Annotated in this window: 18 protein-coding genes; 8 read left to right on the plus strand and 10 right to left on the minus strand. The window is 38.8% G+C overall.

Annotated features, from left to right (window positions below; translation table 11 throughout):
* Nucleotides 1–20 precede the first annotated feature (20 nt).
* On the plus strand, nucleotides 21–1,211 hold the full coding sequence (locus NXS00_RS10215; protein ID WP_258099088.1) for a DUF255 domain-containing protein: 1,191 nt from the start codon (nucleotides 21–23) through the stop codon (nucleotides 1,209–1,211).
* Here NXS00_RS10215 and NXS00_RS10220 read toward each other — a convergent pair whose 3' ends face one another.
* The 5 genes from NXS00_RS10220 to NXS00_RS10240 form a co-directional block, all read right to left on the minus strand.
* Nucleotides 1,212–1,721: a GNAT family N-acetyltransferase gene (locus tag NXS00_RS10220; RefSeq protein WP_258099089.1), complete on the minus strand. Its 510-nt coding sequence runs from the start codon at nucleotides 1,719–1,721 to the stop codon at nucleotides 1,212–1,214.
* The gene (locus tag NXS00_RS10225) at nucleotides 1,687–2,592 is read right to left on the minus strand and encodes an RluA family pseudouridine synthase (protein WP_258099090.1); all 906 of its coding nucleotides are present in this window, start codon (nucleotides 2,590–2,592) and stop codon (nucleotides 1,687–1,689) included. Before NXS00_RS10225 ends, NXS00_RS10220 begins: the two co-directional genes overlap by 35 nt.
* Nucleotides 2,593–2,642: 50 nt before the next feature.
* Nucleotides 2,643–3,161, minus strand: coding sequence for a DUF1572 family protein (locus NXS00_RS10230; protein WP_258099091.1), 519 nt, complete (start codon nucleotides 3,159–3,161; stop codon nucleotides 2,643–2,645).
* On the minus strand, nucleotides 3,158–3,466 hold the full coding sequence (locus NXS00_RS10235; RefSeq protein WP_258099092.1) for a hypothetical protein: 309 nt from the start codon (nucleotides 3,464–3,466) through the stop codon (nucleotides 3,158–3,160). Before NXS00_RS10235 ends, NXS00_RS10230 begins: the two co-directional genes overlap by 4 nt.
* 65 nt (nucleotides 3,467–3,531) lie before the next feature.
* Nucleotides 3,532–4,536: a pirin family protein gene (locus NXS00_RS10240; RefSeq protein WP_258099093.1), complete on the minus strand. Its 1,005-nt coding sequence runs from the start codon at nucleotides 4,534–4,536 to the stop codon at nucleotides 3,532–3,534.
* Nucleotides 4,537–4,656: 120 nt separating this feature from the next.
* Between NXS00_RS10240 and NXS00_RS10245 the strand changes: the two genes are divergently transcribed.
* From NXS00_RS10245 to NXS00_RS10255, 3 genes are all read left to right on the plus strand, one after another.
* Nucleotides 4,657–6,048: an alpha-L-fucosidase gene (locus NXS00_RS10245; protein ID WP_258099094.1), complete on the plus strand. Its 1,392-nt coding sequence runs from the start codon at nucleotides 4,657–4,659 to the stop codon at nucleotides 6,046–6,048.
* Between the two features lie 35 nt (nucleotides 6,049–6,083).
* Nucleotides 6,084–6,440, plus strand: coding sequence for a TfoX/Sxy family protein (locus NXS00_RS10250; protein WP_258099095.1), 357 nt, complete (start codon nucleotides 6,084–6,086; stop codon nucleotides 6,438–6,440).
* 441 nt (nucleotides 6,441–6,881) lie between these two features.
* Nucleotides 6,882–7,070, plus strand: coding sequence for a hypothetical protein (locus tag NXS00_RS10255; RefSeq protein ID WP_258099096.1), 189 nt, complete (start codon nucleotides 6,882–6,884; stop codon nucleotides 7,068–7,070).
* Here NXS00_RS10255 and NXS00_RS10260 read toward each other — a convergent pair.
* Nucleotides 7,067–7,870, minus strand: a complete 804-nt coding sequence (locus NXS00_RS10260) for an alpha/beta fold hydrolase (protein ID WP_258099097.1) — start codon at nucleotides 7,868–7,870, stop codon at nucleotides 7,067–7,069. The two genes, NXS00_RS10255 and NXS00_RS10260, sit on opposite strands and share 4 nt — an antisense overlap.
* Before the next feature lie 221 nt (nucleotides 7,871–8,091).
* Between NXS00_RS10260 and NXS00_RS10265 the strand changes: the two genes are divergently transcribed.
* Nucleotides 8,092–8,715, plus strand: a complete 624-nt coding sequence (locus NXS00_RS10265) for a DUF6624 domain-containing protein (RefSeq protein WP_258099098.1) — start codon at nucleotides 8,092–8,094, stop codon at nucleotides 8,713–8,715.
* 1 nt (nucleotide 8,716) lies between these two features.
* Here NXS00_RS10265 and NXS00_RS10270 read toward each other — a convergent pair whose 3' ends face one another.
* The 4 genes from NXS00_RS10270 to NXS00_RS10285 are packed head-to-tail and all read right to left on the minus strand — an operon-like array spanning nucleotide 8,717 to nucleotide 12,018.
* The gene (locus NXS00_RS10270; protein WP_258099099.1) at nucleotides 8,717–10,138 is read right to left on the minus strand and encodes a glycosyltransferase family 2 protein; all 1,422 of its coding nucleotides are present in this window, start codon (nucleotides 10,136–10,138) and stop codon (nucleotides 8,717–8,719) included.
* Nucleotides 10,135–10,851, minus strand: a complete 717-nt coding sequence (locus NXS00_RS10275) for a hypothetical protein (protein WP_258099100.1) — start codon at nucleotides 10,849–10,851, stop codon at nucleotides 10,135–10,137. Before NXS00_RS10275 ends, NXS00_RS10270 begins: the two co-directional genes overlap by 4 nt.
* Nucleotides 10,844–11,221: a response regulator gene (locus tag NXS00_RS10280; protein WP_258099101.1), complete on the minus strand. Its 378-nt coding sequence runs from the start codon at nucleotides 11,219–11,221 to the stop codon at nucleotides 10,844–10,846. The genes NXS00_RS10275 and NXS00_RS10280 overlap by 8 nt, the downstream gene beginning before the upstream one ends.
* Nucleotides 11,218–12,018, minus strand: a complete 801-nt coding sequence (locus tag NXS00_RS10285; RefSeq protein ID WP_258099102.1) for a YaiO family outer membrane beta-barrel protein — start codon at nucleotides 12,016–12,018, stop codon at nucleotides 11,218–11,220. Before NXS00_RS10285 ends, NXS00_RS10280 begins: the two co-directional genes overlap by 4 nt.
* A gap of 154 nt (nucleotides 12,019–12,172) precedes the next feature.
* On the opposite strand from NXS00_RS10285, the gene NXS00_RS10290 reads away from it, so the two are divergent.
* The 3 genes from NXS00_RS10290 to NXS00_RS10300 all read left to right on the plus strand — a co-directional run bounded on the left by NXS00_RS10290 (nucleotide 12,173) and on the right by NXS00_RS10300 (nucleotide 14,825).
* Complete coding sequence (locus tag NXS00_RS10290) at nucleotides 12,173–13,300, plus strand: DmpA family aminopeptidase (RefSeq protein WP_258099103.1); 1,128 nt, start codon at nucleotides 12,173–12,175, stop codon at nucleotides 13,298–13,300.
* Nucleotides 13,301–13,367: 67 nt separating this feature from the next.
* On the plus strand, nucleotides 13,368–13,622 hold the full coding sequence (locus NXS00_RS10295) for an urea transporter (protein WP_258099104.1): 255 nt from the start codon (nucleotides 13,368–13,370) through the stop codon (nucleotides 13,620–13,622).
* A gap of 84 nt (nucleotides 13,623–13,706) precedes the next feature.
* Nucleotides 13,707–14,825 (plus strand): type 1 glutamine amidotransferase domain-containing protein, encoded by a 1,119-nt coding sequence (locus NXS00_RS10300; RefSeq protein ID WP_258099105.1) that lies wholly within the window; start codon nucleotides 13,707–13,709, stop codon nucleotides 14,823–14,825.
* Nucleotides 14,826–14,837 lie beyond the last annotated feature (12 nt).

The raw sequence follows: 14,837 nt of genomic DNA on the forward strand, positions 1-14,837 counted from the left end.
AGACCAAAGAAAGTATAAACATGACCAAACTCACCTCATTTCTCACAATAGTTCTGCTATTGTCTCTGTCTTTTTCATCTCAAGCACAGGATAAAGGAATCCAATTTGTTGATATGGAATGGGAGAAGGTTCTGGAGAAGTCGAAAGCTGAGAATAAATTAATTTTTATTACAGGCTTTGTGGAATGGAGTGAACCTTGTGCTGTCCTTCGCGAATACACACTATCAGATAAGGAAGTCGGAGAGTATTATAATCAGAAATTCATCAACGTACTGGTCGATATGGAAGATTATCTCGGGTTGCAGTTGACTGATTTGTATGAGGTACAATCCTACCCGGTATTTTTATTTATAGATGCAGAAGGGAATATGGTTCACAGAGGATGTGGAGCTATAGATGCTGCAGATTTTTTGACAATGGGTGAAGTTGCTTTAAGTGAAAGTAACCTTTCCATCATGAAGCAAAAGTTTGAAACTGGTGAGCGATCTGTGGACTTCCTTACCGAGTATTCTTATGCTCTGGAGTATGCTTGTGTGAATAAAACTGAGTTTATAGAGACATTTTTTGAAGGAACTGATCAGAAGGATTGGATGACAGAAGAATCATGGACCATGATTAACTTGAATGTGTCTGACCCATACAGCAAGCAGATTCAATACTTGATGGCTTATCATGATAGGTTCTCTATGAAATACGGGAAAGATACTGTGGATGCTAAGATTTTTAACGTGTTGCTTGATCAGCTTATTTCGATTTATGAAGGTGAAGATCTGACCTTGTTTGCTACCCAGGCTTTGCGTCGATTAATTTCGGAAGTAGAATTTACGGATAAAGAAAAGTTGGTAAGCCTGGCTGATTTGAAAGTGAATGACCTCAAAGAAAACTGGCCTGCTTACGCTACAAATGCAATTACAGTAGTTGAAGAACAGGAGGTTAGCGACCCTGATCAGTTGAATGAGTTTAGCTGGAAGTTTTATCTATTCATAGATGATGTGGCACAGTTAGAAACTGCCGCCAAATGGATGAAAGGTGTTCTTCAGGATTATCCAGATGCTACCTATTATGATACGTATGCTTCATTAAAATTCAAACTGGGAGACCAAAAAGAAGCTGTAAAATATGGTCAGTTGGCACTGCAAGCAGCAGAACTGGAGGGAGAGGATGTGATGCATTACAAAACACAGCTTGATCTCTTCAAAGCTGGAAAGTAACTACAATTCCAGCTTCATGATCAAATCCGTCTGTGCGTCATCACCCAGCTGAAAGACGTGAGTTCCGATGGATTTGAATCCCATCTTTTCATAAAATGCGATGGCTTTCTGATTTTTTTCCCAAACCCCAAGCCAGATAAAATCGAGATTTTTAGATTTCGCTTGAGCAATGGCGTGATCGATCATTTTTCGTCCTAAACCTTGTCCTTTTAAGCTATCTGTAACATATACTCGTTCTAGCTCTAGTGAGTTAGGTAAGTTGTCTTCAGTTTGAGCGTCACCAACATTGGACTTATAGTAACCAATAATCTTGTTCCCCAGTAGGATAACATAAAAGTCGGATTCTGGATCCAGAAACTCATATTGAAAGGACTTATAAGAGAAGGTAGTTTGGAGATAATCTCTCATGTTGTCCTCGGTGTTCATATGACCGTAGGTAAGTAAGAAATTATCTCTGGCAAATTCTAAAAGTTCATCAAGGTGCTGTACTGTTGCTTTTACTATTTCCATTGCGTCGTTCCCAACGATTTTGTTCGTTTTTCATTCTATTAATGAATTTGGACGGCAAATTGATACTGACATCCAATTCCACTAAAGTAACAGGATGTGTGAAAACTAACCTTATCGCAGATAAAAATAGTCCCTTATTTTTGATGGTTTGCTTGGCATAAATAGGATCTCCATAAATTGGGAAACCAGCTTCACTACAATGGATTCTTAGTTGGTGAGTTCTGCCTGTTTTGGGTGAGAGCTCTAGTAAAGTGAGTTGGTCATTTTTTAGTGATCGCACTTCCTTTAACTTTTTGAAAGCGGTGATAGCAGGCTTACCATTGATCACAGATTTCCACTGTCCCTCATTTGGAGTTTTGCCCATAACTAGAGCATTATAGGTCTTATGTACCTTTCCTTTTTGAAATAATTGCCCCGTTTGAAACAAGGCCTTACTCGTTTTAGCTGCAATCACAAGCCCTGATGTCAGGTTGTCCAAGCGATGTGCAGGTCTGGGAGAATAGAGGTTGGTCTCTGAAAATTTAAGAGGATGTGAATGAGCTAGAGCGGCTTCAAGCGTTCTAAAGTAGTTGCCACTTGTTGGTAATCCAGGAGGTTTGTTAGCGATTAAGAGATGTTCATCTTCATAGACTATTTCGATCTCCAAAGAGTAGGGTTTGATTCGAGATTTGGTTGAGTAATAACCAATTCGATCACCGGGAGCGGGGATTTTAGCAGTAGTGCAAGCTTGGTCATTAATTCTTATGCCGCCGGATTTGATTGCTTTTTGAATACTATTTTTAGTGGGAAGCTGATCAAAAACACCAAGAAGGTAATCGACTATTCTAGAAGTATTAATTTCAGAGACTATATGTTCAGCAACTTTCTGCAATGGCTCTTTTGCCTACAAAGGTAATGAATCCAAAACGGGGTGTGTTTGCTTTACTTTCCGAACATCTCTCGATTGAATTGTTCAGATTCTCCTTTAGGAATAGATAAAGATGACCAGTCATGCCCTTTCTGCATTTTTCCCAAGAAGATTATTTGTCCTACATGAAGTGAATAATGTGCAAGTTGTCGTTGAATAGCCTCCATTACAGTGTGGGCTTCGTTTCTTATGTGCACAATATGCCCAAGGTCATCCTCGTTGAGTGAATCAAGTGTGTCTAAAAAACATTTCCAACCTTCATTCCATCTCTGAAGAAGCATTTCTCTGGACGCTATTTCATCTTCAAATTCATTTTCTCTATTCCGCCATGACTTTTCCCCATCTTCAGTTAAGAAATTGGTCCATCTGGAAAGCATATTACCAGCCATGTGATTGACAATTATTCCTATGCTATTGGATTCAGGTTCTGGTTTCCAGAATAGTTGCACCTCCGAAAGTTGCTCAAATGTTTTCTCTGCAACTATTTTATACTTTAATAGTGTGCTGATGGTGCTCGATAGATATGTTGTCAATGATCCACTGTTTCGTAAAAACCTAAGAATTCTTCTCTTGAATACAAAGGTGCACATTGTGAGTTTAGTTGATCATATTCTGACTTGTTTTTAGTGAGGAAGTCTTCATATGATTCTTTGGAGATCCAACTATCGATCACCAGATAGTCATTTTTGTCAGATTTTTTGATCAATTCCTGCCCTAAATAATCTTCACTTTTCTCATAAAAGTGAAACCAGGTTCCATTGCGTTTGTAAGCTTCTTCGAATTGGTCTTTTTGTTCAGGAGAACACTCATATCGCCAGACCAGTTGATACATTTTCATGGGGAGGAGGTTTGTTCTTTCTATAATTTAATCAGAATAAGAACAAACCTCAACCGTTATGAAATCTATTTATATTCTTCCTTTCCGTCTGCGTGCTTAGCAAAGCGACCACTTTCTTTCGGATGCACATGGTCATTTTTAGGCCACGGCCATCCACCAAACTGGGTTCTTTGATACTCTTGAAAGGCTTGCTGTATTTCAGCTTGTGTGTTCATTACAAAAGGTCCATACTGAGCAACAGGCTCGTTGATTGGCTTACCTTGTAATACCAGAAATTGTGCTTCTTGATCACCGTTTTTGATTGTTACCGCTTGACTAGCATCTAATTCAGCGGCTTTTTCTAAGGGTAGATTTTCATCATTTAATTGAACAGATCCACCAGCATAATAATAAAGAGATCTATTAGCTTCAGCGCTTGCCAACGGTAATGTCCATTCAGCGCCTGGCTGCATCGTTAAAGTCCAAATGGCTACTTCATTGGCAGGATCCGCTGCCCATGAGTCTGGAGCTGGGGATAATGCTTTTACATCGCCAATGGAGCCAGATATCACTTTTACTTTGGTTTTACCATCTTCAGAAGTATAATAAGGAATATCTTCCGACCAAAGCATTTTAAAATGCGGCTCAACAAACTTGCTTTTCGCGGGTAGATTCAACCAAATCTGAAACAGAATTAATGGGTTTTCTTCATCTTCCTTCAACAAAGGAAACATTTCGGAGTGGTTAACTCCCTTGCCTGCAGTCATCCACTGTACATCGCCATTGCCAAAACGACCTGCTGCTCCCAAAGAGTCTGAGTGATCAATAAGGCCTTTTTCACCAACCGTCACTGTTTCAAATCCTCTGTGTGGGTGCTGTGGGAAGCCCGGAACTGTTGATCCATGATACATTCTCCATTTATTAGAAGGATCAAAGTCTTGTCCTAAGTTTCTGCCAGCAATTGACTCAGCTGGACCCATATCTTTATTTCCTTTAGGATAATCGTCTTTGTGATAAACACAGAATAGAAACGGGTCTTGGGTTGCCCACGGGAAGCCAAGTGGCTTTATATGTTTGATTGCTGAACTCATTGTTATTAATTGTTAATTTAAATGTACCAACATGTAAATTGAATAATTTGTTTCATTAATTCGCGATAATATTGAATGTAGATTTGATTTGAGAGACTTCCTTAATTTAGGTGAAATAAGATGAACATTAAGATTACTGTACTTATCCTGTCATTATTTATGACTTTAGGAGCATTAGCTCAGGATCCTGAAAATAACTTGCACGAACAATCGGAAGCATACGTATGGCCGAATGATCCTTTAGTATTGGCGAAGCTGGAAAACTGGCAGGATCTGAAGTTTGGAATGATAATTCACTGGGGATTGTATGCTCAAGCTGGGATAGTGGAGTCCTGGGAATTGACTTCTGAAGATTGGATCAACAGAAGAGACAGTATGACTCATCATGAGTACAAACAATGGTATCGATCGCTTAAAGATGATTTTAATCCTGTGAATTTTGATCCAGACGTATGGGCAGAAGCGGCCCAGCGTGCAGGGATGAAATATGTGGTTTTTACTACTAAACATCACGACGGTTTCAACATGTTCGATACTAAATATTCGGATTTTAAAATCACGAATGGTCCGTTTGCCAATCATCCAAAATCAAATGTTGCTAAATACGTTTTTGAAGCATTTAGAAATAAAGACATGATGATTGGAGCCTATTTTTCGAAGCCTGATTGGAATTCGCAGTATTTCTGGTGGGAAAAGTATGCGACTGATGACCGAAATGTCAATTATAATATTGGAGTTCATCCTGACAGATGGGAGAAATATCAGCAGTTTGTGTCGAATCAAGTGGAAGAACTCACTACGAATTACGGTGATCTGGACATCCTGTGGTTTGATGGTGGCTGGGTTCGAGAAGGGAGGATGGTGCATGGAGGTGAGCAAAGTGTGAATATGCCAGCTTTAGCTGAAATGGCTCGTACAAATCAACCTGGTTTGTTAATTGTTGACAGAACCGTGCCAGGACTATACGAGAACTATCAAACACCGGAGCGTACCATCCCTGAGAATCGATTACCAAACCCATGGGAGAGTTGTATTCCGTTAAATAATAACTGGGGCTATGTGCCTAATGATGATTCGAAATCCTCAGAGCAAATTATCCATTCGTTAATCGAAATAGTGGCTAAGGGCGGAAGTTTACTACTCGGAATTGGACCAAAGCCTGATGGAACTCTTAGGACTGATGATGTTGCTAAAATGAACGAGATAGGTTCGTGGCTACAGGAGAATGGTGAAGCCATATACGGAACAAGATCCATTGAAAACTATCAATCTGGGGAGGTATTCTTTACGAAAAAAGAGAATCAAGTGTATGCGTTGCTTCCGATTAAACAAGGTATCAACATAAGGGAAATTATTTGGACCGGAAACCTGCCCAAGAACGGCACTAAAATGAATTTACTAGGATCGAGTAACCCGGTCAACTATAAAATAAAGGATAATCAAGTAATCGTCATGTTGCCTAATGGAATTGAGAATAAGGTAGCTTTAGCGTTCACTTATGCAGTTGACTAATTGAATTATGTATGCTGCATTTTGTATATTGAACTATGCCTTACAACGAAAGACTTGCTGACAGACTAAGAGAATATCTTTCTAAAATTCCCAACATCGAAGTAGAGGAGAAGAAGATGTTCAGAGGACTAGCATTTCTGGTCAATGACAAAATGTGCGTTAATGTGAGTGGCGATAACCTCATGTGTCGATTCGACCCTGAATTAGACGATCTGATGAAAGAGAAGCTGGGCTATCAGTCAGTGAAGATGGCTGGTAGATATATGAAGGGCTATGCTTATATCAATGAAGATGGTTATCGATCGATTGATGATTTTAAGTTTTGGGTTGATTTGGCTTTAGACTTTAATCCACGTGCGAAATCTTCTAAGAAAACTAAATCCAAAAAGTGACGTTAAATCGATCATGTTGAGATCGTTTACTTATAACGCAATTTTTAAAAGCCAACTGTCCATTTGGTTGTTGGTTTTTCTGGCGGCGTTATTTCAGTTGCCAGTCTCAACCTCTCAAGCTGATCCGATTTCGCATCAGAGGATAGAACTCGTTGAGTCAAATACTTTCATTCCCAAAAGGGAAAGGGTTCATTTATTTGACTCGCGATTTGAATCAAGTAAGCCAGAGACAAGTTCTATTCCATCAATTCAGCAGTTTCATGATCAGCTATCTGGTAATGTAGAACACCTAGCCAGAAAAAGGAGGTTTATAATTGTTGAGTTGGATCGGTTAAAGAGACTACCTCTTACAACACCCTATGAAGATGAACTGAACAAAACTGAATTCTCAGTTTAGCCAACATTTCAAACGAGTCAATTCGACTCACATCTTCAATTAGTATGAAAAATTTCAAAAAGGTCCTACGTCTAGTAGTGATGACCTTATTTATTGTATTTGCAGCTTTTGGTGCTGGAATGGGTGGAGTTTTTATGCCAAAGTTTTACCGGGATGATTCATTTATAGCAAAAATTGAACTTGTAGAAGAGCGAGAAAATGATGAATTGGAAGATGAAGATGAAAAGACTTAATCTTCATTTAGGAAATCCAGTATTTCGCTTGCGAATGCAGAGGTTTTATGTGTGTTATTATGATCTCCGGGTATGATGGTCAATTGACTATTGGGTAGATGATTTGCAAGTTCTTGAGGAGAGCCATTATCAGTATCTTCATCTCCTGCAATAATCAGAGTAGGGATTTCAATTTTCTGTAATTCGTCAATCGAGGTTATAGGTTGATATGTTTGCAAGTGACTCAAGATCTCCAGATTAGCATTAATTGATTTGGCATAATTCACAGCTCCTTTGGTCGTTTCGTTCAGAGGAGCTGTCCCTGCAAAGGCTTCGGCAAACATGAGTCTACGATCCCAATTCGGGTTAGTGAAATCCGCACCCATGCCTCCTAAAACTGCTTTTGATATTCTTATATCTTGAGTCAAAAGTTTTGCTAAAACAATTGACCCACGTGAATATCCAATAGCCATGTAACTATCCAGTTCTAAATGATCGATCAAAGAGATTAAATCTTTAATCTCCGCATCATTAGCATAGTAAGTTGAATTTAACGGTTTATCGGAATCTCCATTGCCTCTTAGGTCTGGAATGATTACTCGATATCCTTGGTTTAATAAACTCTGCTTCAGAGAACCATTATTCCATGATGAACCACTTGAAATAAAGCCATGGATTAAGAGAATTGGAGTTCCAGCGCCAAGATCTTCATAGGCTATCCGAGTATTGTCGAAGGACTGGAAGTAGTTTTTGCTTTGACCGAACAGACTGATGCTCAGACTAAATAGGCTGATTAGGATAAGTAATTTTAGGTCCATCATTTTTCGATTTAGGGTATTGTAAACATACCATCTTTCAAACAGGAGCGAGGTATGAAAATGTCCTCAGTTGCGGTATCACTTGCTGCCATTCCTGTTAAAGTCAGGTTAATTCTCTTCGGTAGGATTTTTTACCCCTTGGTCTGTTATCTGTATCTAAATCGGCAGGCATTGCGTTAAATTTGTTATACAAGATTAAAAGAATCTTTATAAGTCAAACCAGCATGAGACCTACCACTTTTCTACCTCAAATTTTATTTCTTGTAGCTTCTGTTATCTCGTTGAAAACTAGTGCACAGGTGAATCAAGAGCTTATTAATGAATTAGATTCTATGGTAGAGCTTGATCAGCGCTGGAGAACCGCATATCGGGAAGGAGTTAATCAATCATTAGACTCATTAACGAAATCGCAATTGGTGATGACTCTAGATGCTATAGATAGTTTGCACTATTTGAAACTGAAAGAAATGTTTGAAACTTATGGCTATCTGGGTTATGATTTAGTAGGCGAAGAAGGAAGTCATGATTTTTGGTTGTTAATGCAGCATCAAGACAAACATTCTGATTTTCAGGAGGCTGTACTGGAGAAAATGGCTAAAGCAGTAGATGAAGATCAGGCATCTTACACAGATTACGCCTATTTACTTGATCGAGTATTGGTTAATACAGGTAAACTTCAAGTATTTGGTACTCAAATGACTCTTAATGCTGATTCTACTTCGTACATACCTAAGCCGGTAGAGGATGCTGATAAACTGGATAAGCGTAGGAAAAAAGCAGGTTTACCTCCTATGATGCTATATATCAAAATTATGAATGAGCGCTATTTTGGGAATCTAAGTCAATAAATTAAGTAGCCTTAAATCCTTTTCTTTTCTGCTCTCCCCAGGTTTTCTTTCTGCGGATAAACTTGTCGAAGTTTCCTCTCACTGCAGACCACACAGTAATGGGGTGATATACGAATGGTTCTATCATTGCTGCGAATAATAGCTTTAATAATGCCCGTCCCTGGGTGTATTCACGGTAGGTTTTTTCCTCTAATAAAAGTGCTATCCATGATATGAGCAGTGAAAATGTGTATACTAATGTGATTAAGATGAAAAAGTGTTGCCAGTCGATCCACCCCAAAATTGCCAAAACTGCAAAATAAATTAGCCCTGTAAATTCAATTAATGGAGCTAACCATTCGAACAGTAACCAGAAAGGATACGATAGCATTCCCATTAACCCGTACTTGGGACGGAAACAGATTTTCTGGTGAGCCAACAAGGTTTCAATAGTGCCCCTTGTCCATCGGTTTCTCTGTTTTTGGAAAATAGATAACTCCTCAGGAGCTTCCGTCCAGCACAATGGATCAGGCACATAAGCTACACGATACGGTTTGTCATTATCGGCCATGAATCGACGCATCCGTACTACCAGTTCCATATCCTCACCAACAGTGCTGGTGTCATAGCCACCTACTTCCAGAACAGTTTTTCGGTCAAAAAGTCCAAAGGCACCTGAAATAATTAATAAACCATTCATTTCGCCCCAGGCCATTCTTCCTAAAAGAAAGGCTCTGATGTATTCTAAAGTCTGGAATGTTGGTAACCATTTCTTGGCCAGTTTGACCTGTAATAGTCGTCCATTTTTGATGACACAGTCATTTGCAATTCTAACGACTCCACCTACAGCAACAACCTTTCTTCGAGTTTCTTCAAGGTATGGCTTTACCATTCTGAGTAATGCATCGTCTTCAATAATGCAATCCACGTCAATACAAGCCACCAGGTCTGATTTGGCATAGCTTATGCCTGCATTCAATGCATCTGATTTACCACCATTCTCTTTGTCAATCACCAGCAATTTGGAGAATGCAGGATTCTTGGATTTGTAGACTTCTTTTATTGGTTTGTGATTCAGGTAAGCACACTCCATGGTGTTGATGGGTTCCAGGTCATAAGCTTCGATCATGCGCAAAACAGAATCATCCTTGCTGCCATCATTCACTATTATGATCTCATAATTGTTGTAATGCAGTGAAAGCAACGATCTGATGTTATCGACAATTGATAGGGACTCGTTGTATGCTGGAGCTATTATGGAAATGCTTGGAGCTAAAGGTGAACGAAGGATGTCATCAAAATAGGTGTTCTTTTCATTTCGAGTGTAGCGCTGCAGTGCTCTAAATGAAATGAAGGCCAGAACAACATAAAACGACATGATGGTCAAAGCATAGAAGAATATGCCGTAATTGAGAAATTCGGTAATTTCTTTGTATCCTATCATTGATAAGTGACTGAGTATTTATCTAAATAGTGCGTTAATCTGCGGGTGGCTGGGTTTTGGGAATTTCTAAGGGTCTCTAGTTGGGCTTTGCTGAGTTTGAAAGGGCTACGATGTAAGATGGAGAGAATAGAAATAAATGTCCAATTAGACATGATCCCAATTCTACTTTCCATTTCCATTAAGCCTTTGATTTCGCCAATTTCTACCATGGCGATTTTAGCCTGTTTTCTTACTCTTATATCATGATGGTCTACCAGAGGGACGATGGTTGAATAAGCAGATTTATCACCAACGATGGATAACTCGATGATTCCTTCCACGATTCGATGGGTGAAAGTCGAGTCCAGTTTTTTGATGGAAATTTTATCTAACTCAAAGTGGTAATACAGTTCTTTTGATCGCTCTTCATAAATCCCACTAAATGAGTAGCACATTTGAATTAATTCATCCAAAAGCATTTCTTTTTGCCACGTGTTCTTCACCAGCTGATTGAGTTGCTTTTTGTATTTGTCACTTTTTTCTGGATAATTAAGCGTCGCGGAGAGTAGTGAAAGAAGTGTGCTCCTGAACTTTTGCTGTTTCTTATTAAATAGAATGTATCTTATTCGATAGGTGAATATTGATATCAGCGTTAAGAATAGACAGAGCAGTACCAGTCCAATCAGATAGATGATCCATTTGTCAACAATGGGATATCTGTTAAGATCAAACATTTTCACTGTTATTTAAGCGATACAATATGTTTTTCGATCGTGCAACTACTTCATTTGGACTAAATGGTTTGTCAATAAAGTCGGAAGCTCCAAGACGAAAGGCCTCGAGTATTTTGGATTCCAGATCAGCATCGCTGATGATGATTACTGGAATTTTTTTCTGTTTGGCTATTTCTAATATCTCAAAACCACTTCTAAATGGAAGTAATTCCTCCGTGATAATAAGGTCTGGTTGGCTTTCCATATCGTCTATGAGTTCCAGGCCATTAACTACTGACTTTACTTCAAAACCTTCTATTCTTAAACGATCAGTGAGTACTTTGCGCAGCAATTCGTTGGGCTCTGCCAGTATGATTTTTTGATTACTCATCGTTTGTGCAAGGTTAAAAACAAAGAAATGGAATGCTGTTGTCTTTGCGAAACGACAAAATCATAGTTGATCCATTGATAGGAAATAGTCCATTGCTTGTTCTTTCTGGTGGTAGAATTCAGTGAGGCTCCCAAGGTTAATTGATCGGGTTTGCCGCTTATTTCAATTGTTTGATCGCTTATAAGAACAAGGTTTGGGTCATATCCATAGGCACCTAACAGACCAATATACCCACTATCACTATAGTAGTATCTGTGTGTTAGAATTACCGCGAAGTTGTTGAAGTTATCTTCAGTGAAGCCATAGGCGAAGTTTCCTCTAATTGAGGTTAAAAAAGGACCATAGTATCTTGAAAGGCTTCCGGTAATAACTCCCAGGCTTCCTGTGTTTTCAAAATTCATCCATCTCAGCCCAATTGAGTGTTCCCATTTGTCAAAAGGGTTGAAATATTCCAATACCAAATGATTCTTCACGAAAATGCTACCTGGGGACAAACCAAAGCCGGCCATTATGTAGTCCTTATTCTCAAATGATTTGTAAAAATCAGATTCTAAAAGAAAGGATGACTGATCAAAACGATTGGCAAAGGTTAGTCGAGGTATGAGAGTGAAATTGTTTTTTTTAAATTTTACTTCAGCTGTAAGGTTATGCCAATCACTCAATTGCTGGTTAAAGAAACTGTATTCGTAACCAAGTTTTGTGTAACTGTAGAAAGTAGTATCTCCTTGTTGAGCATTTGAGAAGCTACTTACCAGCATCATCAGTATGACGATGGCGTAAGAATGAATGTAATTCAATTATTTTCAGATAGTTGCTGATCACAATACTACAAAGTGGTGTCCAGAGTTTTAAAAATTTGATAATATTTTTTTATATCCTTTCATTAGTTACATTATCGCCTTGTTTTTATTGTAATTGCGATCATTTCACATCATTCACCATTAGAACACAATGAGAAATTTTTTAGCTTTTATCATCACCCTAATTATTGTTCCTAATGCTTTCAGTCAGGATTTGAGACCTAGAGCCTATGGGATATCTATTGGTATTCTTAAACCAGGAGAGAACAATGCAATTACAGATGTTACTGGTGTGATGGTTGGTCATGTCAGCATTGTCGAAGACGAAAATGTAAGAACCGGAGTAACAGCAATTTTACCACATGCTGGAAATCTCTATCAGGAGAAGGTTCCTGCAGCTATGTACATTGGTAATGGGTATGGGAAATTGATGGGGTATAGCCAGGTCAAAGAACTCGGGAATATTGAAACTCCAATAGTGCTCACCAATACGTTGAGTGTGCCACTAGCAGCAAATGGAGTGATAAGTTACATGCTTGGACTACCAGGTAATGAGAAAGTTGGTTCCGTAAACGCCATTGTTGGAGAGACTAATGACGGTTTTCTAAATGATATTAGAGGAAGACACGTAAAGGAATCTCATGTAGTAGCAGCAATTAATAATGCTAAATCAGGCCCAGTAGTGGAAGGCAATGTAGGTGCTGGGACAGGAACCATATGTTTTGGCTATAAAGGAGGTATTGGAACTTCCTCAAGAAAGTTACCTGAAGAGCTAGGTGGATACACTGTTGGTGTTTTGGTTCAGACCAATTTTGGGGGTGTTCTTGAAATTAATGGAGTTCCTGTGGCCAAAGAATTGGGTAACTATCCTTTCAAGGATATTCTGGAAAAAGCAGATGGGTCTTGTATGATAATAGTTGCCACAGATGCTCCTGTAAATGAAAGAAATCTAGAACGAATGGCTAAACGAGCCATGATGGGTTTATCAAAAACTGGAGGAGTTGCTTCTAATGGTAGTGGTGATTATGTGATTGCATTTTCAAATGCGAAAGAAAACCTAATATCGAATAATTCAGATTCAAAATTTCTAGAAACAAGCTATTTGCGTAATGATGAAATGACTCCACTATTCCTGGCTACAATAGAGGCTACAGAAGAGGCAATTATTAACAGTCTCTTTGCTGCTGAAACAATGACTGGAAAGGACGGTCATGAGATAAAAGAACTTCCAGTAAAAGGCGTGTTGGAGATCATGAAGAAATACGGAAAGGTTGAGTAGTTGTGTAACATTGGCTACATATTCTTATTTCTGTACAACCTAGCTTAGCCCTCAAACCATGATTACTATGTCATTAGAATTCGAAAAGGTAGAATTAGGCGAAAAAGGGAAACAAGCTAAGAGGCAGGAAAAGCTTAAGCATTTTAAGAGAACCCTTGTTTACATGGGAATTGGTGCTGTAATAAGTCTAGCAGTTAGCTATTTAACTGAAGGTGCTACGATTACAGCATTAAATAGTGAGGAAATCGCTAACTCCTTGCTTTTAGGTGGTTTTGTTGGATTCTTTCTAACCAACAGTCCCTGTGCAAGAGGGAGATGTTAGAGACGAGCGAATGCCTGTAACGCTATATCATTAAGTGTTGTAACAAATCGGGTTTTGAGTCGTCATCTACCAAATCAAAACTCAATGAAACAATTAGTAACAGCACTTTTAGTGTTCGTAGCTCTGGCGAGTATTGGCCAACGACTTAATTCTGAGAAAAAAGTATTAATGGTGGTCAGTAGCTATGGAAAAGATCAGGGTCAAACAAGGCCCGGATATGAATTTGATGAGTTCTCTCAGGCTTATCTCATTTTTAAGGATAATGGACTAACAGTTGATTTAGCCAGCCCACGAGGAGGAAAAGTAGAACCCGATCAGTATAATAAGGAGAAAGTGTACAATCAGCGTCTGTTAGCTGATGAATACGCTTTGAGTTTACTGGAGGAAACAATTCCCACTTCCAGAATTAATTCAGAAAACTACGATGCGATCTTCGTTGTAGGTGGAAAGGGGGCGATGTTTGATTTACCGTATGATCCTTCATTACAAGATATTATACTTGAAATGTATGAACGGCCAAATACCATTATTGCCTCTGTCTGCCACGGTCCTGCAGTATTTGCGAATGTGAAAAGTGGTGATAAGTTCATCGTTAAGGATGTAGAAATGACAGGGTTTACCAATGAAGAAGAGGCATTATTCGGTAAAAAATGGGTGTCTGAATTTCCATTCAGTTTGGAAGATCAATTAGTACTGCGTGGTGCTAAGTTCACTAAAGCCAATTTTATGCTCCCTAATGTCAGTGTTTCAGGGTCATTCGTGACCGGTCAGAATCCATTTTCCACAGCAAGATCTGCAGAAGAAGTCGTTCGTGCACTTGGTCTGACACCTAAGGAGCATATTCAGTATCCAGATGAACATACTGTTTACGCGATAAAGTCCTTTTTAAATGAGGAACTGAGTCTTAAAGCATTTAATAAGAAATTGAAGCAAGATACTTCCGCTTTTGATATTCCTCTACTGGCGATATACGGTTATTATCATATCATGGCAAATGAAGGTGCGAATGAAAAGTTGAGACAAGGAATACAACTAGTAGAACTGAGTGCTCCGTATTTTTTCAATGAAAATCTGCAGATAATGGTTGCGCAGACCTACATAGCGATTGAAGAAAAGTCCAAAGCAAAGAAGGTGTTGAATGATTTGATAGCTAGAGATAAACTTACAGAACAAGCAGAGGAAATGCTGATACAAATTGATTGAAAATCACATGAG

Source organism: Marinoscillum pacificum (genome assembly GCF_024714495.1).
Classification (GTDB): domain Bacteria; phylum Bacteroidota; class Bacteroidia; order Cytophagales; family Cyclobacteriaceae; genus Marinoscillum; species Marinoscillum pacificum.

Coding starts and splice junctions, on each gene's coding strand:
- NXS00_RS10215 (WP_258099088.1), top strand. CDS start 21: ATGACCAAACTCACCTCATTTCTCACAATAGTTCTGCTATTGTCTCTG.
- NXS00_RS10220 (WP_258099089.1), bottom strand. CDS start 1,721: ATGGAAATAGTAAAAGCAACAGTACAGCACCTTGATGAACTTTTAGAA.
- NXS00_RS10235 (WP_258099092.1), bottom strand. CDS start 3,466: ATGAAAATGTATCAACTGGTCTGGCGATATGAGTGTTCTCCTGAACAA.
- NXS00_RS10240 (WP_258099093.1), bottom strand. CDS start 4,536: ATGAGTTCAGCAATCAAACATATAAAGCCACTTGGCTTCCCGTGGGCA.
- NXS00_RS10245 (WP_258099094.1), top strand. CDS start 4,657: ATGAACATTAAGATTACTGTACTTATCCTGTCATTATTTATGACTTTA.
- NXS00_RS10250 (WP_258099095.1), top strand. CDS start 6,084: ATGCCTTACAACGAAAGACTTGCTGACAGACTAAGAGAATATCTTTCT.
- NXS00_RS10255 (WP_258099096.1), top strand. CDS start 6,882: ATGAAAAATTTCAAAAAGGTCCTACGTCTAGTAGTGATGACCTTATTT.
- NXS00_RS10260 (WP_258099097.1), bottom strand. CDS start 7,870: ATGATGGACCTAAAATTACTTATCCTAATCAGCCTATTTAGTCTGAGC.
- NXS00_RS10265 (WP_258099098.1), top strand. CDS start 8,092: ATGAGACCTACCACTTTTCTACCTCAAATTTTATTTCTTGTAGCTTCT.
- NXS00_RS10270 (WP_258099099.1), bottom strand. CDS start 10,138: ATGATAGGATACAAAGAAATTACCGAATTTCTCAATTACGGCATATTC.
- NXS00_RS10275 (WP_258099100.1), bottom strand. CDS start 10,851: ATGTTTGATCTTAACAGATATCCCATTGTTGACAAATGGATCATCTAT.
- NXS00_RS10280 (WP_258099101.1), bottom strand. CDS start 11,221: ATGAGTAATCAAAAAATCATACTGGCAGAGCCCAACGAATTGCTGCGC.
- NXS00_RS10290 (WP_258099103.1), top strand. CDS start 12,173: ATGAGAAATTTTTTAGCTTTTATCATCACCCTAATTATTGTTCCTAAT.
- NXS00_RS10295 (WP_258099104.1), top strand. CDS start 13,368: ATGTCATTAGAATTCGAAAAGGTAGAATTAGGCGAAAAAGGGAAACAA.
- NXS00_RS10300 (WP_258099105.1), top strand. CDS start 13,707: ATGAAACAATTAGTAACAGCACTTTTAGTGTTCGTAGCTCTGGCGAGT.